At 61.3% G+C, this 16401-nt stretch carries 11 protein-coding genes; 9 read left to right on the forward strand and 2 right to left on the reverse strand.

The annotated features are described in order from the left end of the window. The first annotated feature begins 511 nt into the window (after positions 1-511). From OIU37_RS00960 to exoR, 6 genes are all read left to right on the forward strand, one after another. Positions 512-1177, forward strand: coding sequence for a protein-L-isoaspartate O-methyltransferase (locus OIU37_RS00960; protein WP_264255107.1), 666 nt, complete (start codon positions 512-514; stop codon positions 1175-1177). A 254-nt stretch (positions 1178-1431) separates the two neighbouring features. After that, positions 1432-2304 carry a PopZ family protein gene (locus OIU37_RS00965; protein WP_171602259.1) on the forward strand — a complete coding sequence of 291 codons (873 nt, stop codon included), beginning with the start codon at positions 1432-1434 and terminating at the stop codon, positions 2302-2304. 116 nt (positions 2305-2420) lie between these two features. Next, on the forward strand, positions 2421-5264 hold the full coding sequence (locus OIU37_RS00970; RefSeq protein ID WP_264255108.1) for a valine--tRNA ligase: 2844 nt from the start codon (positions 2421-2423) through the stop codon (positions 5262-5264). Between the two features lie 402 nt (positions 5265-5666). After that, positions 5667-6935, forward strand: a complete 1269-nt coding sequence (locus OIU37_RS00975) for an OmpP1/FadL family transporter (RefSeq protein ID WP_171602261.1) — start codon at positions 5667-5669, stop codon at positions 6933-6935. 227 nt (positions 6936-7162) lie between these two features. Beyond that, on the forward strand, positions 7163-7633 hold the full coding sequence (locus OIU37_RS00980) for a hypothetical protein (protein WP_180695318.1): 471 nt from the start codon (positions 7163-7165) through the stop codon (positions 7631-7633). Positions 7634-7652: 19 nt separating this feature from the next. Further along, positions 7653-8456: an exopolysaccharide production regulator ExoR gene (exoR, locus tag OIU37_RS00985; RefSeq protein ID WP_171602262.1), complete on the forward strand. Its 804-nt coding sequence runs from the start codon at positions 7653-7655 to the stop codon at positions 8454-8456. Between the two features lie 11 nt (positions 8457-8467). Here exoR and xth read toward each other — a convergent pair whose 3' ends face one another. Together xth and erpA are read right to left on the reverse strand one after the other, a co-directional pair. Next, positions 8468-9259 carry an exodeoxyribonuclease III gene (gene xth, locus OIU37_RS00990; RefSeq protein WP_180695317.1) on the reverse strand — a complete coding sequence of 264 codons (792 nt, stop codon included), beginning with the start codon at positions 9257-9259 and terminating at the stop codon, positions 8468-8470. A 153-nt stretch (positions 9260-9412) separates the two neighbouring features. Next, positions 9413-9745, reverse strand: coding sequence for an iron-sulfur cluster insertion protein ErpA (erpA, locus tag OIU37_RS00995; protein ID WP_264255109.1), 333 nt, complete (start codon positions 9743-9745; stop codon positions 9413-9415). A 222-nt stretch (positions 9746-9967) separates the two neighbouring features. On the opposite strand from erpA, the gene OIU37_RS01000 reads away from it, so the two are divergent. From OIU37_RS01000 to OIU37_RS01010, 3 genes are all read left to right on the forward strand, one after another. Next, a complete protein-coding gene (locus OIU37_RS01000; protein WP_240603454.1) occupies positions 9968-11185 on the forward strand; it encodes a deoxyguanosinetriphosphate triphosphohydrolase in 1218 nt (405 codons plus the stop codon). Positions 11186-11250: 65 nt separating this feature from the next. Further along, on the forward strand, positions 11251-13008 hold the full coding sequence (gene argS, locus OIU37_RS01005; protein ID WP_171602266.1) for an arginine--tRNA ligase: 1758 nt from the start codon (positions 11251-11253) through the stop codon (positions 13006-13008). 62 nt (positions 13009-13070) lie between these two features. Then, positions 13071-16304: an SPOR domain-containing protein gene (locus tag OIU37_RS01010; RefSeq protein ID WP_264255110.1), complete on the forward strand. Its 3234-nt coding sequence runs from the start codon at positions 13071-13073 to the stop codon at positions 16302-16304. Positions 16305-16401: the final 97 nt, after the last annotated feature.

The raw sequence follows: 16401 nt of genomic DNA on the forward strand, positions 1-16401 counted from the left end.
GGATCATGAAGGTTTGCATGCGCACAGCCATAGCGGAAGGCGAGGCGCCGCAACAAAATGGTTGACGTAACGTTAATGGGCGTGTGGTAGTCGAGGACTGGTTTTCAAAGGAAACCAACGCATGCCGGACCAGCGCCGGGCATGATTGCCGCAAACGCCATGCAAGGGGTGTCTCCGAGCGTGCTTCGGCGCTCTAGCGCTTCCAAGTCGTTTCGCCGTCCAGCAGCCCGCAGCAGAATATGCCGACGAGCGCTGCGACGATGAAGAAATCGAACAGCGTGAAATACTCGAAAATTGCAGACATCGCCTGCTCCTCCTACTTCCTCCGCTGCAGATCATAACATGAAGGGCTAAAAGATTCCACGCTGGAGCTGGGGCGTCCGTGCTACCCCTGTGGCGCGGAAGAGGCGCCTGCCGGATTCTTTTCGCCGGCGCCTGCCAAGCCTTGAAAGCATCCGTGGCGGGGATTAAGAGACGAGGGACAGGAACCGCTTTTCAAGAGCGAGAGGACATGATGGATTTCGAAGCAGCGCGCGTAAAGATGGTCGATACCCAGGTTCGCACGACGGACGTTACCTCGCATTCCGTGCTGACGGCATTTCTCACGGTGCCGCGTGAGGCTTTCGTGCCGGAGAAGGCGAAGCTGCTGGCTTACATCGACAACGACATCGAGATCTCCGCAGCCGCACCGGGAAAGCCGGCCCGCTTCCTGATGGAAGCGTCGCCGCTTGCCAAGCTGCTGCAGCTGGCTGCGATCACCAAGGATGACTTCGTGCTCGAAGTCGGTTGCGGTACGGGTTACACCTCGGCGCTGCTGTCGATCATTGCCGGTTCCGTCATCGCGCTCGAATGCGACGAGGCGCTGGCCACTGAAGCGAAGGCCCAGCTTGCCGGCTACGCCAAAGTCGAGGTCGTGACCGGCCCGCTCGAACAGGGCTACGCTGCCGGCGCTCCCTATGATCTGATCTTCGTCAACGGCGCAGTCGAAGAGGTTCCGGCGAGCCTTCTTGGTCAATTGCGCGATGGTGGTCGTCTGATCACTGTCGAAGGTTACGGCAATGCCGCCCGCGCCAAGGTCTTTGTCGCCGAGCGCGGCGCTGTTTCGGAGAATGTCTTCTTCAATGCTTCGGTCAAGCCGCTGCCGGGTTTCGCCAAGGCGCGCGAATTCGTTTTCTGAGATCGTTCTCATCGACGAATTCAGCGACGGGCGCCATCGGCGCCCGTTTTTTTGTCAGGGCCGCAGGAGAGCCTTCACAAACATGAATTATCCTGACGCCGCCGCGTCGCAAACATCAGGTAACAAAACTGTGCATGGCCGCATTCATTTGATTCGCGATGATTTTTTTCCCGCTTGGGGTATTCTAAGGTCGTGGTGATTCGGGTGAATGCTCCACACCATCCGGTCGTTGTTTTGGGATAACGGGGATAGAAATGGCTCAGCCAAGCGTAGCGCGTGAACCGTCCATGGAAGAAATTCTGGCCTCCATCCGCCAGATCATCGAAAGCAATGAGCCCGGCGCCGGCAAGGCGATTTCCGCATCCCTGCCGCCGGTCTACGGCGCCGACGAGGATGAGAACGGCTCCGAAATTCATCTGACGGTCGACGACACCTATGCCGGCGTGGAATTCCCCGAACCGGTCATGCGCTCCTCCGATCCGCGTTTCGTCGCCGCCAATTCGGCCGGCACAGCTCCCGAATCAGAAGTTCCGGCGCGCGCTCTGTCGCTTGCCGATGTCGCCGCCCGCGTGCGCGCTGCCTCCGAACGCAGCGCCGTGCAGGCCGGTCAGGCCTTGCGTGAAATTCCGAGCGGCTTCCGTCAGCCCGAACCGCAGCCGGCCGTGATGCCGGAGCCGCCGCGCGCCGCTGCACAGCAACCACAACCACATCAGGCACAGCCCGTTTTCCCAGCCGCAACACCCGTTCAGCATGTTGCAATCCAGCAGCCGACCGAGCCGGTCCTGATGGAAACGCCCGAGGTCGCCGCCGCCGAGCCGGCGCCTGCTATCGAAACGGCGCCGCCAACTTTTGAACCCGCTCAGTCCTCGACCGAGCGTTTCCTGCCGAGCGTTATGGACGAGGTCCAGCCGACGCTGCTTTCGGAGGATGCCGGGCTGCAGATCAGCCGCTCCTTCGAGGAGCTTGCCGCTGCGATCGACGGTGCCGAGCGCCGCTCGCTGGACGAGATTGCTGAGGACATGCTTCGCCCGATGCTGCGCGAATGGCTCGATGATAATCTGCCGACACTGGTCGAGCGGTTGGTGCGCGAGGAAATCGAGCGCGTCGCGCGCGGCCCGCGCCGCTGATCGGATTGCTTTTTCGTGGAAAAGCCGCTCCGGTCTCCGGGGCGGCTTTTTTATTGACTTGCCCGTGACCATCCTATTTACAAACGCCACCCTCGAACCTCGAAATTGGTCAGAAAATGCTCGACAAGACCTATGATTCCGCTGCCGTCGAACCGAAAATCGCCGCGATATGGGATGAGGCGGACGCTTTCCGCGCCGGCGCGAACGCCAGACCGGGGGCCGAGACCTTCTCCATCGTGATCCCGCCGCCGAATGTCACCGGTTCGCTGCACATGGGCCATGCGCTGAACAACACGCTGCAGGACATCATGGTCCGCTTCGAGCGCATGCGCGGCAAGGACGTGCTCTGGCAGCCGGGCATGGACCATGCCGGCATCGCCACGCAGATGGTCGTCGAGCGCAAGCTGATGGAACAGCAGCTGCCGGGCCGCCGCGACATGGGCCGCGAAGCCTTTATCGACAAGATTTGGGAATGGAAGGCCGAATCGGGCGGCCTGATCTTCAACCAGCTGAAGCGCCTGGGTGCATCATGCGACTGGTCGCGCGAACGTTTCACCATGGACGAGGGCCTGTCGAAGGCGGTTATCGAGGTTTTCGTCAGCCTCTACAAGGAAGGTCTGATCTACAAGGACAAGCGCCTGGTCAATTGGGATCCGAAGCTGCTGACGGCGATTTCCGATATCGAAGTCGAGCAGCACGAGGTCAAGGGCAATCTCTGGCACCTGCGCTATCCGCTGGAAAAGGGCGTAACCTACCAATACCCGATTGCATTCGATGAGGAAGGCAAGCCAACCGAATTCGAGACGCGCGATTATGTTGTCGTCGCAACGACACGACCGGAGACAATGCTGGGCGATACCGGTGTTGCCGTCAATCCCAAGGACGAACGCTATCAGGGCATTGTCGGCAAGCATGTCATTCTGCCGATCGTCGGCCGCAGAATTCCGATCGTTGCTGACGATTATGCCGATCCGGCTGCCGGCACCGGCGCGGTGAAGATAACGCCCGCGCACGATTTCAACGACTTCGATGTCGGCAAGCGCGCAGGTCTTCACGTCATCAATATCATGAACGGCGACGGCACGATCACCATCAAGGACAATGAGGACTTTCTTGAAGGTCTCGACAATCCGGCGGCGCTGCACGGCGCCTGGGACCGCCTGGAAGGGCAGGACCGCTTCTATGCGCGCAAGGTCATCGTCGAGATTTTCGAGGAGGCGGGCCTCGTCGACAAGATCGAGCCACACAAGCACATGGTCCCGCACGGCGACCGCGGTGGCGTGCCGATAGAACCGCGGCTTACCGAGCAGTGGTATGTCGATGCAAAGACGCTCGCCGAACCGGCGATCGCCTCGGTCCGCGAAGGCCGCACCAGGATGGTGCCAAAGAGCTGGGACAAGACCTATTACGAATGGATGGAAAACATCCAGCCGTGGTGCATCTCCCGTCAGCTCTGGTGGGGTCACCAGATCCCCGCCTGGTACGGCCCGGATGGCCAGGTCTTCGTCGAAAAGACCGAGGAAGAGGCACTGCAGGCGGCGATTCAGCATTACCTCTCGCATGAGGGGCCGATGAAGGCCTATGTCGAGGACCTGCTCGAAAACTTCAAGCCGGGCGAGATCCTGACGCGTGACGAGGACGTGCTCGACACATGGTTCTCCTCTGCACTCTGGCCCTTCTCGACGCTCGGCTGGCCGGATGAGACGCCGGAGCTTGCGCGTTATTATCCGACCAACGTTCTCGTCACCGGCTTCGACATCATCTTCTTCTGGGTCGCCCGCATGATGATGATGGGCCTGCACTTCATGAAGGATGAGGACGGCGAACCCGTCGAGCCCTTCCAGACCGTCTATGTCCACGCGCTGGTGCGCGACAAGAACGGGCAGAAGATGTCGAAATCGAAGGGCAACGTCATTGATCCCTTGGAACTGATCGACGAATACGGCGCCGACGCGCTGCGGTTTACCCTGGCGATCATGGCGGCGCAGGGCCGCGACGTGAAGCTCGATCCGGCCCGCATCGCCGGCTACCGCAATTTCGGCACCAAGCTCTGGAACGCCACACGCTTCGCCGAGATGAACGGCGCAAAGAGCGATCCGCATTTCGTGCCGGAGGCCGCCGAGCTCACCATCAACCGTTGGATCCTGACGGAACTTGCCCGTACGGAACGTGACGTTACGGAAGCACTCGAAGCCTTCCGCTTCAACGATGCTGCCGGCGCGCTCTACCGCTTCGTCTGGAATGAGGTCTGCGACTGGTATCTCGAACTGTTGAAGCCGGTCTTCAATGGTGAGGACGAGGGCGCCAAGGCGGAAGCCCAGGCCTGCAGCGCTTATATTCTCGAAGAGATCTACAAGCTGCTGCATCCCTTCATGCCCTTCATGACCGAAGAGCTTTGGGCTCATACGGCAGGCGAAGGCAAAGAGCGCGACACATTGGTCTGTCATGCCGAATGGCCGGCGCCGTCCTATGCCGATGACGCGGCCGCCGACGAGATCAACTGGCTGATCGACCTCGTATCCGGCATCCGCTCGGTGCGCGCCGAAATGAACGTGCCGCCATCGGCGATAGCCCCGCTCGTCGTCGTCAAGGCCAACAACCTGACGCGTGAACGGCTGTTCCGCCACGACGCCGCCATCAAGCGGCTTGCGCGCGTCGAGGCGATATCGCTGGCTGACGATGCGCCCAAGGGTGCCGCTCAGATCGTCATTGCCGAGGCCACCATCTGCCTGCCGCTCGGCAAGCTGATCGACCTTTCCGCCGAAAAGGCTCGTCTGGAAAAAGCGATTGCCAAGATGGAAGGCGAGATCTCCCGCATCGACGGCAAGCTCTCCAACGAGAAGTTCGTCGCCAACGCCAATCCCGAAGTGGTGGAGGGCGAGCGTGAGCGCCTCGAGGAACTGAAGGGTCAGATCGCGAGCCTGAGGATCGCTCTTTCCAGGGTGAGCGAAGCCGGGTAAGTTTCACTGGCCCATTTTGGTAAGTTATTTCAAAGACGCGCCCCGCTGCGGGCGCGTCTTTTTTGTCGTTTTGGGCGCGCATGATTCGGACCTGAAAGCCGCCGGTTTCAGGCGCGGAACCTGTGGATTGTGGCTGAACGGGCATCCAGCGGGCGAAAACTGCCACTGTTGTCGGATTGATACAGCTTCTGCAATGCTTGGAATGAAAACCCAAAAGCCCATCTGAAATTCGATAAGTCTGGAATAAAATTTTATTAACCAGGTTTTTTGACGTGTCCGTCAATTTCTTTACGTAAGTTGGCCACTGCAATGCCTGGGAGCGCTGCCGTAGGGCGCGTTGCCATATCACGCGAACACTTACTAGAGTGGAGTCACATCAATTGCTGGAGTGGGGGAGACACAATGGCATCTCGTAGGTTTTCCAAGGGCATAACATCGCTCGTTCTTCTTTCGTCGCTTGCATCGCCGTCCTTCGCCGGCGGTCTGGAGCGCGGCGGATACAATATCGACCTTCTCTTTGACAATTCGAGGTTCGCCGTCCAGTCCGGCGCGACGTTTGTCATGCCGCAGCGCAAGCTGAAGAACGTCAGGGACACCGATCCCACCGATGGTCTCGGCACGAACGGCATCGGCGGCGGTTCGACCACGGCGGATGATACGGAGGATTACTGGATCCCCTATCTCGGGGTGAAGGTCGGTTTCGGCGATGCCATCGACTGTATGGGCGATTTTTCGACACCGTTCGGCGCACATACCAATCCCGGCGCTGACTGGTTGGGCGTCAACGACAACATCGAAACCAAGATCAGCACCCGCAACTACGGCGCCACCTGCTCCTATCGTTTCGATATGGGGCCTGGCCAGCTCCGCCTGATCGGCGGCGGCTTCTATCAGACGGTCGAAGGTTTCAAGACACGCCTCGTCGCGCCGATCCCAGGGGCGGCAGCGCTGGTCTATGACGGCACCGGTCGTCTGGACCTTGCCGACCAGGCCATGGGATGGCGGGCGGGCATCGCCTACGAAATCGAGGAATATGCCTTCCGCGCCAGCCTAGTCTACAACAGCAAGGTCAAATATGACAATCTTACCGGCACGGTCGACCTGACCGAGGTGCCGGCGAATCCCGCCAATCCCTACCTCGGCGTCGTTACGCCGGTCTACGGTTCGGCCGAAGCGCCCGATTCCGTCGAATTGAAACTGCAGAGCGGCATTGCGCCCGATTGGCTTGCCTTCGGTTCCGTCAAGTGGACGAACTGGAGCGTGCTGCAGTCGATCGCCTTCTGCCCGAAGGCCAACAAGGGCGTCGTCGCCTGCGGCGCCGGCAGCCAACTCACCTCGCTCGATCTCTTCTACCGCGACGGTTGGACGATCAGCGGCGGCGTCGGCCACAAGTTCAACGAACAATGGGCCGGCGCCCTTAGCCTGACCTGGGATCGCGGCACGAGCCAGGGCTACGGCGCCCAGACCGACACATGGACGCTCGGCGCGGGTGTCTCCTATACGCCGGTGGAGAATGTCGAGTGGCGTCTGGCCGGCGCGCTCGGCATCATGACCGGCGGGGAATCCGGCACCTACGTCTATAATGGCCGGACCTACGGCAACGACGTCTCCTATTCCTTCGGCGACGATCTGGTGGCGGCTCTTTCCACCAGCGTAAAGGTCAAGTTCTGATCTTGCGGCCCAAGTAGAAGTCTTAGAGCCCGGCAGTTTGCCGGGCTTTTCTTTGGGCGTCGCAAGACAAATCGACGCTCCAATTTGTGACGATTCAGCAACACATTTTTACGACGTTTGGCGTATGGTGGTGGTGAGGCGAATTTGTCCATTTCCCGCCACAAAGAGGGCGCAGCGATATTTGCGGGCGAGGTGATGGCAGGCATACGGTGCGTGTAAATAGTAGTATGGGTCGATTTTTTTCCGGGTACATCAGGTCGTACGGCGCGATTGGCGACAATCGTTTGATTGCGGTCGTTTCGCTTTCCGAACAAGGCTGTTCCGGCCGCCAATCCGGTCTCGCGATGAAGTCGTCGATCCGTTCATTGTCGCTGTTTTCGACCCGCTCGGATGAACAGCCGGGCTTTGCCGGAGCTGTCGATACCGGTTTCGTCACATTTGCTGTTTACGAATACGATAGAGGCGGGAAGGCGGATGACGCACCTGCCGAAAGAGTGCCACGGAGATTGCAGTTGGGCCATGCCGGGAGCCGGGTGGTTCTGAATGATGTGCTGAGAATACCGCCTTTGAGAAAAGGCCAGTGGGCTGGATGCGACGCGGGCAAAGGAGCCATGGAGCTCGCCGCGGGATCGCTCGCCTCGAAGGAATACATCCGCGGGATGCACGGCATGAGCGCCGTTGCCGCCTGCCAGGGATGAACGAAAGAAATCGGTTGAAATGGTGACGTCCGAGTTCAAACTGTTCAAATTCATGCTGATGGGCATGTCGATAGCCGTAGCACTGGCGCTGTCCGGTCCATGCCGCGCATTCGACATCAAAGGTGGCGTCAGTAAGGAATCCGGACCCTTCGACCTCTTCAAGTTCGGCTTCAAGGCCTATAAGAACGGCCAGAAGGAAGAGGCGGTCGAAGCCTATAAATACGCCGCCGAAAAGGGGCATACCGGCTCGCGCTGGGCGCTCGCCAACATGTATGCCGATGGCGACGGTGTCACGCAGGACGATTTCGAAGCCTTCAAGATCTACAGCGAGATCGCCCAGCAGGGCGTCGAACCCGGCTCGGAAGATACCGGCTTCTTCGTCAACGCGCTGCTCTCGCTCGCCAACTATTACAAGCACGGCATCGCCGGCAGTCCGGTCAGGACCGACCTCAGCCAAGCGCGCCAGCTTTATTTTCAGGTGGCCTCCACCTTTGGCGTGCCCGAGGCGCAGTTCCAGCTGGCGCAGATGATGCTGGCCGGCGAGGGCGGCACTTCCAGCCCGCAGCAGGCGAAGAAATGGCTGAACCAGGCCCGCAAGAGCGGCCATCCCGGCGCCATGGCGGTCTTCGGCAATATTCTTTTCGACGAAGGCCAGACGGCCCGTGGTCTGGCGCTGATGACGGCAGCACTCGACCGCTGCAAGCCCAAGGACTGCGGCTGGATGGAAGCGCTGCAGGAGCAGGCCTTCTCGGTTGCAAACGAGTCCGACCGCCGCACAGCGGTGTCGCTGTCGCACACGATCGCGAGCGGTTCGGACGATTGAGGTAGAAGGCCTCAGGCTGCGAAATCGAAATAGGCGATGACGGGCACGTGGTCGGACGGTTTTTCCCAGGCCCGCACATGTTTTTCGATCGCAGCCGACGTCATCCGGTCGGCAGCTTCCGGCGACAGCAGCAGATGGTCGATGCGGATGCCGTTGTTCTTCGGCCAGGCGCCGGCCTGATAATCCCAGAAGGAATAGAACTGCGTCGCATCCGTCGTGGCGCGCACCGCATCCGTCAGCCCGAGATTTTCGAGCCTGCGAAACGCCTCCCGCGTCTGCGGCAGAAACAGCGCATCACTTTCCCAGACCTTGGGATCGAAGCAGTCGTGCGGTTCCGGAATGACATTGTAATCGCCGGCAAGGACCAGCATCTCTTCATAGGCCAGCCGTTCGGCCGCGAACGTCCGCAGACGCTCCATCCAGGCGAGCTTGTAGGGATATTTCTCCGTTTCGACGGGATTGCCGTTCGGCAGGTAGATGCAGCAGACGCGCAGGATTCGCGTGTCAGGCAGGGTGAACGTCGCTTCGAGGAAACGCGCTTGTTCGTCCAGCGGATCGCCGGGCAGGCCGCGGTTCACTTCGAAAGGTGAACTCTTGGAGAGGATCGCGACGCCATTGAAGCCCTTCTGCCCGTGCGTCTCGACATGATAGCCGAGCGCCTCGATCTCCAGCCGCGGGAAACCTTCGTCGACGGTCTTGATCTCCTGCAGGCAGACGATATCCGGATCGGAATCTTTCAGCCATTGCGTGAGATTGTCGATGCGCGCCTTGACGCCGTTGATGTTCCAGGTCGCGATCTTCATGGCTCTCCCGTTCCCATTATTGCATGTCGCCCGGACGTGTTCGAAGCGCGACGCGCTTCTTTTATCGCGGTCTTTCGCCGCCGGACAAGACGATAAACCGGCCGGAAGGAATTCTTCGGCCGGTTTGATGGGTAGGTATGTGCGTTTAGACGTTCAGATCGAGAAACTGGTGCCGCAGCCGCAGCTTGCCACCGCATTCGGGTTCTTGATCTGGAAGGACTGGCCAAGCAGATTGTCGACGAAGTCGATCTCCGAGCCCGCCATATAGACGAGGGAAAGGCTGTCGATCAGCACCTTGGCATCGTTCTTTTCGACGATGATGTCGTCGTCAGCAGCGCCGTCGGCAAGATCGAACTTGTAGGAAAAGCCCGAACAGCCGCCGCCTTCGACGGAAACGCGCAAGGCGCTCTTGCCGGCTTCGGCGCCGACGATCGCAGCGATACGCTTTGCCGCGGCATCTGAAAGGGTTACACTCGTATCCGTCATGTTTCCTCCTGCCGGGGTCAAGATCCGGAGAGAATGGGTTTGGGCACTTGAATGTTCAAATGCCTGATATCAAAGAAACTTACCATGATATTCGCGAAAAGGCGATGATGCGCCGAAGCGGTTAAGAAAGCGCCTCTTTGCCGTTTCATCACGCTATAGGTATGAAGAGCGTTAGGCGGCGTCAATGGGCAGATGCGGCAACATGCAGGATGACGGTGAAGAATGACGATCGATACGCGTGCTTTAGGTTTCGGCAGCAGTGAGAGGGCGGTCTATGCGGCCGACCCCTGGACGACGCGCGGGCGGCTCTATCAGGAGGACGGAAGCCCGACGCGCTCCGATTTCCAGCGCGACCGCGACCGCATCGTCCACACCACCGCCTTCCGCCGGCTGAAGCACAAGACCCAGGTCTTCATAGCCCAGGACGGCGATCATTACCGCACCCGGCTGACGCATACGATCGAGGTGGCGCAGATCGCCCGCGCTCTTGCCCGCGCCCTGAAGCTCGATGAGGATCTGGCCGAAGGCGTGGCGCTCGTGCACGATTTCGGCCACACGCCGTTCGGTCATACCGGCGAGGACGCGCTGCATGAGGTGCTGCTGCCCTATGGCGGCTTCGATCACAATGCACAATCGCTGCGCATCGTGACCAAGCTGGAGCGGCGTTATGCCGAATTCGACGGCATCAACCTGACCTGGGAAAGCCTCGAAGGTCTCGTCAAGCACAATGGTCCGCTGCTGACGCCTGATGGAACCGGCACCCGCGGTCCCGTTCCGCAGCCGATCCTCGATTATTGCGAGCTGCACGATCTCGAGCTTGCAACCTATGCCAGCCTGGAGGCCCAGGTCGCGGCGATCGCTGACGACATCGCCTATAATACCCACGATATCGACGATGGCCTGCGCTCCGGTTACCTGACTTTCGACATGCTGGAGGAAATCCCGTTTCTTGCCGGGCTGATGGCCGAGGTGAGGGCGCGTTACCCGCATCTGGAGCCGAGCCGATTCACCCATGAGATCATGCGCCGCCAGATTACCCGCATGGTCGAAGACGTGATTGGCGTAGCACAGCAGCGCCTTTCCCTCCTCCGCCCTGAGAATGCGGGCGACATCCGCGCTGCCGACCAGGTTATTGCCACCTTTTCCGAAGGGATGGCCGAGACCGACAGGCAGATCAAGGCCATGCTCTTCAAACGCATCTACCGCAATCCCGATATCATGCGCATCCGTGCCGGTGCCGCCCAGATCGTCACCGATCTGTTCGCCGCCTACATGGCCAATCCCAAGGAGATGCAGAGCCATTACTGGGTCGATCATATCGCCGGCCTGTCCGATGCGCCGAAGGCCCGTCATGTCGGCGATTATCTCGCCGGCATGACCGACACCTATGCGATCAGCGCCCACAGACGGTTGTTTGACCACACTCCGGATTTGCGATAGGCAGCGGTCGCCCACGCCGAGGGCCGATTTGAGCCTTTGGCACAGCCTATGCATGGAAGAGTGCGATGAACCTTTTTACCGACTTCGAAGCCAGGATCAAAACCGCCCTTGAACAGATCGATCTGGTCAGGGAAAAGCGATCCGAGCTCGATTTCGGCCGCATCGCCGTCGAGCCGCCGCGTGACGCGAGCCATGGCGATGTCGCCACCAATGCCGCAATGGTGCTGGCAAAACCGCTTGGAACCAACCCGCGCGCCCTGGCCGACGTCATCATCGCCAAGCTCAAGGAGGATGCCGACGTCGCCGATGTCTCGGTCGCCGGTCCGGGCTTCATCAACATCCGTCTCGCCGTCGGCTACTGGCAGCGGCTGCTCGCCTCGATGATCGGCGCCGGCACCGATTACGGCCGCTCGACGCTCGGCGAGGGCAAGAAGGTCAACGTCGAATACGTCTCGGCCAATCCGACCGGCCCGATGCATGTCGGCCATTGCCGTGGCGCCGTCGTCGGAGACGCGCTTGCCAACCTGCTCGCTTTTGCCGGTTACGGCGTCGAGAAGGAATATTACATCAACGATGCCGGCTCGCAGATCGACGTGCTCGCCCGGTCCGTCTTCCTGCGCTATCGCGAAGCGCTCGGCGAAAAGATCGGCGAGATCCCCTCGGGTCTCTACCCAGGCGACTATCTTGTGCCGGTCGGCCAGTCGCTTGCCGCCGATTACGGCGTGCGGCTGCACAACATGCCGGAAGAGCAGTGGATGCCGATCGTCAAGGATCGCACGATCGACGCGATGATGGTGATGATCCGCGAAGATCTCGCGGCGCTGAACGTCCATCATGACGTCTTCTTCTCCGAGCGGACGCTGCATGCCAATGGCGCGGCCGCGATCCGCACGGCGATCAACGACCTGACCTTCAAGGGTTTTGTCTACAAGGGCACGCTGCCGCCGCCGAAGGGCCAGCTTGCCGAGGACTGGGAGGATCGCGAACAGACGCTGTTCCGCTCGACCGAAGTGGGCGACGATATGGACCGGCCGCTCATCAAGTCGGACGGCTCCTACACCTATTTCGCCGCTGACGTCGCATACTTTAAGAACAAGTTCGACCGCGGCTTTAATGAGATGATCTATGTGCTCGGCGCCGATCATGGCGGCTACGTCAAGCGCCTGGAAGCGGTTGCACGCGGAGTTTCGGACGGTAAGGCGAAGCTGACGGTGCTGCTCTGCCAGCTCGTCAAGCTCTATCGCAACGGCGAGCCGGTGAAGATGTCGAAACGTTCGGGCGATTTCGTCACGCTTCGGGATGTCGTCGAGGAAGTCGGCCGTGATTCGGTCCGGTTCATGATGCTTTACCGCAAGAATTCCGAGCCGCTCGACTTCGATTTCGCCAAAGTGACGGAACAGTCGAAAGATAATCCTGTTTTTTATGTGCAGTATGCGCATGCTCGATGCATGTCGGTCTTCCGGCAGGCGAGGGAGGCTTTTCCCGACCTGGATGTCTCCCACGAGAAACTCGCGAAAACCGTTGCAGGCATTGGTGATCCGGCCGAATTGCAGCTTGTCGCCAAGCTCGCTGAATTCCCGCGTATCGTCGAGGCGGCGGCCCAGTCGCAGGAGCCGCATCGTATCGCTTTTTACCTCTACGACCTCGCCAGTTCCTTCCACGCGCACTGGAACAAAGGTAAAGATCAGCCGGAATTACGATTTGTTAATGATAAAAACCGAGAATCAAGTATTGCCAGACTTGGGCTGGTGTACGCCGTCGCGTCGGTTTTGAAGTCGGGACTTGCCATTACAGGCACTGCCGCACCGGACGAAATGCGATAACGTCACCATTTCCCCACAATGCGCTGGCATTTGAGCGTTGGCGTTTGCGAGTGGGAATAGGCATGGCTGATAAACAACTTGCGTATGATACGCGCGGAAAAGACGACCTGTTTGCCGACGATGATCCGTTGGCTGAACTGGCCCGTATCGTCGGCTTCGAGCCGCGTGTTGCTGCGAATACGGTGACGGAGACCGCACGCCGCGAGCCAGCCCTCGATCTCGAGGATGAGCTTGGGCGCGAGTTCGACCGCTACGATTCGCCACGCCCGCTTGCAGAGCTCGACCGGCCCGCCGAGCCGATCTCTGATGACTTCACGCCTGAAGATTACGTCGAGCCTGTTCTCGACGCTTCTCCCGCTGACGAATCTGCGCAGGCTCCTGAGCCGGTTTCCGTCGCCGTTGAGGCTGAAGAAGCATCCTTGCATGCCGCAGGGAATGAGGATGCATCTGCCGCCGACTGGGCGGAGCAGCTTTCTCCCGAGCCCGAAGCATCGGTGCAATCGGCCTTCGGCGGTGCGCGCGACCTGATCGAGGAGCTTGAACTGTCGATCGGCGCAGCGCCGGTCTCTTCATTGGCGCAGCCTAGCAAGGCGCCGCAATGGTCGGCTGCCAGCATCAGGCTGCCGCTTGCCAATTTCCATGCACCGAGGCGCGAGGAACCGGTTGTTTTGCCGGGGCCTGTGGCCGAAGCTGTCGCCGCACCGGTTGCTGAAGCACCATCCGCCGATCTTCCTGTGGTCGAGCCTCAGTCTGTCATCGAGCCGCCGGCTCCTGTAGCTGCTGTCGAGCCTTCCGAGGAATTCGAATCCGCTTCTCCGTCACTTGGCTTTCCCGCCGAGCTCGATCGCCATGATGAGGTGATCGCGCCGGAAGAGACCGCCGAGGCCGAAAAATTCGTCGAAGTCGAGGAAGAGCTGGAGGATTTCGGATCCGACGCCGGTTTCGATCTCGCCGCCGCCGTCGAAGGCGAAATCCAGGCCGATGCCGCGCTGACTGAGGTCGTGCCGGATGTTCCGCACACCGCCGGCACCTTCGATCTCGATGATCTGCTCGCCGACGTCTCGCGTTATCCGGTACCGCAACGGGCCAATCCGGCGCCCGTCTCGCCGCAACCCGCATCGATCGAGGCAGCACCCGTTCCGGCTGCCCCCGCCGCCGCCGCACCTGCCCAATCTGAGGTGATTGCGCCCGCACCGCTCGCCGCAGCACCCGTCCGGTCTGCTCCGGTCGAGCCGGCCCCGGTCTATGCTGCCGAAGCCGCAAGACCGATCGCTCCGCAGCTTGCCGAGGTCGTTACGCCTCAGCCTGCCGCAACGGCATATTCGCCGGCGCCGCAGCCGGTAGCGGAAGCCGACGACCCCTTCGACGGCCATGATTTCGAGCTGGATCTTGCCGGCATCGAGCTGGAACTCACCGATCTCGATTTCTCCGAGCCATCCGAGCCGGCACCGCAGCCTGAGCCGACAGCCTCTGCTCCCCAGCAGGCCGCTGCCGTCGCTGCTCGGCCCGCTCCGGTTTTTGCTCCTGAGCCGCCGGCTCCTGCTTTTGAGCAGGCCGCTGCCGCTCCTGCACGGTCCGCACCGGCCTTCGTTCCCGAGCCGCAGGCTCAAGCTCCGGCTCCGGCTTTCAACTGGACGCCTGCTTCAGACTCGACCGAAGACCTGCCATTCGATCCGGCGATGATCTCCGATCCGGAGGATCGTCCCGAGACCGTCGATGACATGCACGTGCCGGCGCTGCCGCCCGTCGAGCAGCCCGCGCCGGTCGCGAAATCTGCGGATTTCGATTTCGATCTCGACGCCGAGATCGCCAGCTTCTTTGAACCGGCCAAACCGCGGCAAACGCCGACGCCGGTCCGGGATACGGCCGCCGCTGCTGCAAAGCCGGTCAAGCCCACCATCGCCGATGGTCTCGATGATTTCGAACGGGCGCTGGAGGAAGATTTCCGCCGCAGCGTGCGCGAGCCGGTCGAGCGCCGCGAGACCTCCGAGGTCCGCATCGAATCGGCGAGCCAGGCCGCTGATTTCAGCCGCGCCCGGTCGATGCGCCGGCTGCTTGCCGGGGCCGTCGTGCTCGTGGTCTTCGCCGGCGTCGGTTATGGCGTCTATTCCTCCGTCTGGAACGGCGAGGGGCTCGGCATTGTCGCGTCCGGCGAGCCGCGCGTGATCGTGGCCGACAAGGAGCCGGTCAAGGTCGTTCCGGAAAATCCTGGCGGCAAGACCGTGCCGAACCAGGATAAGGCTGTCTACGACCGCGTTGCGGGTTCTGCCGAAGAGCCGAAGCAGAAAGCGCTCGTTTCTTCCGATGAGGCGCCCGTCGATGTGGTCCAGCGCACGCTGACACCGGAAGCGCTCCCCGAGGACGACGAGAACGCCAGCGTCGACGATCAGGTCACGCCGACTGCGGTCGGTGAGACGGAGGATCCGCGTCTGCTGCCAACCCAGGATAACGCCGACAACGCTTCGGCAACCGACGCCGACAAGACGCCGTCCGTTTCGCCGCGCAAGGTTCGCACGATGATCGTCAAGCCTGACGGTACGTTGGTTGCCCGCGAAGAACGGGCGCCTGCCGACCAGGCGACGCCGTCTGCCCAGGCGACACAGTCTGCCCAGGCAACGCCGTCTGCCCAGCCGATGCCGCCGGCTCAGCCGGCGTTGACGGCTCCGTCGACCCCTTCCGCGCAAACGACCCCGGCTGTACCTCCCGTCGGTGGAACGGCCGCAAGCTTCCCGGCAAGCGCCGAGGTTGCTTCCGCCGATGCGCGTTCTGCAGCCCCCGTCGAAACCGCGCCGGTACAGCCGCCGCTCGCCGGCAGTGCCGACGCGCAGGCTGCAAACCCGGCTCCGGTCGCTTCGCCGGTGCGCCCGGTCAAGACCTCGGCGATTGCCGATACCGCGCCGATTCCGACCGCGCGTCCGGCCGACCAGCCCGTCAACGTCGTCGGCACGGTCACCGAGAAGGGCAATGTCCGCCCGCCTGCCCAGCAGCCGAAGACGACGGAGGTCGCAGCCGCAGCACCAGCCGCCGCAAAGCCGCAGCAGGCCGCATCCGCCGGCGGCTACGGCATCCAGATCGCCTCGCTGCCTTCGGAAGATGAGGCGACCAAATCCTATGCCAACCTGTCGAAGAAATTCGCCAGCGTGCTTGGCGGCCGCAGCCACGAGATCCGCAGGGCCGATATCGCCGGCAAGGGCACGTTCTACCGTGTCCGCATACCGGCCGGTTCCAAGGACGAGGCCGCAGCACTCTGCGAGCAGTATCGCGCGGCGGGTGGAAGCTGCCTGATCTCCAGGTAGGATCGCGTCTTTGAATATAGGAGCGGCGGGCCGGATCGGTCCGCCGCTCTTTCTTGTGCATCGCGCCCGACCTTGCTCGCATTTGGCCGGCGGCCGT

Origin of the sequence: Rhizobium sp. BT-226 (genome assembly GCF_025847085.2) — a bacterium.
GTDB classification, from domain to species: domain Bacteria; phylum Pseudomonadota; class Alphaproteobacteria; order Rhizobiales; family Rhizobiaceae; genus Rhizobium; species Rhizobium sophorae.

Bases quoted from the DNA above. Each gene is read 5' to 3' on its own strand.
- OIU37_RS01000 (WP_240603454.1), top strand. From the start codon at position 9,968: ATGACGATCGATACGCGTGCTTTAGGTTTCGGCAGCAGTGAGAGGGCG.
- exoR (WP_171602262.1), top strand. From the start codon at position 7,653: ATGGTGACGTCCGAGTTCAAACTGTTCAAATTCATGCTGATGGGCATG.
- argS (WP_171602266.1), top strand. From the start codon at position 11,251: ATGAACCTTTTTACCGACTTCGAAGCCAGGATCAAAACCGCCCTTGAA.
- erpA (WP_264255109.1), bottom strand. From the start codon at position 9,745: ATGACGGATACGAGTGTAACCCTTTCAGATGCCGCGGCAAAGCGTATC.
- OIU37_RS00960 (WP_264255107.1), top strand. From the start codon at position 512: ATGATGGATTTCGAAGCAGCGCGCGTAAAGATGGTCGATACCCAGGTT.
- xth (WP_180695317.1), bottom strand. From the start codon at position 9,259: ATGAAGATCGCGACCTGGAACATCAACGGCGTCAAGGCGCGCATCGAC.
- OIU37_RS00980 (WP_180695318.1), top strand. From the start codon at position 7,163: ATGGGTCGATTTTTTTCCGGGTACATCAGGTCGTACGGCGCGATTGGC.
- OIU37_RS00975 (WP_171602261.1), top strand. From the start codon at position 5,667: ATGGCATCTCGTAGGTTTTCCAAGGGCATAACATCGCTCGTTCTTCTT.
- OIU37_RS00970 (WP_264255108.1), top strand. From the start codon at position 2,421: ATGCTCGACAAGACCTATGATTCCGCTGCCGTCGAACCGAAAATCGCC.
- OIU37_RS00965 (WP_171602259.1), top strand. From the start codon at position 1,432: ATGGCTCAGCCAAGCGTAGCGCGTGAACCGTCCATGGAAGAAATTCTG.
- OIU37_RS01010 (WP_264255110.1), top strand. From the start codon at position 13,071: ATGGCTGATAAACAACTTGCGTATGATACGCGCGGAAAAGACGACCTG.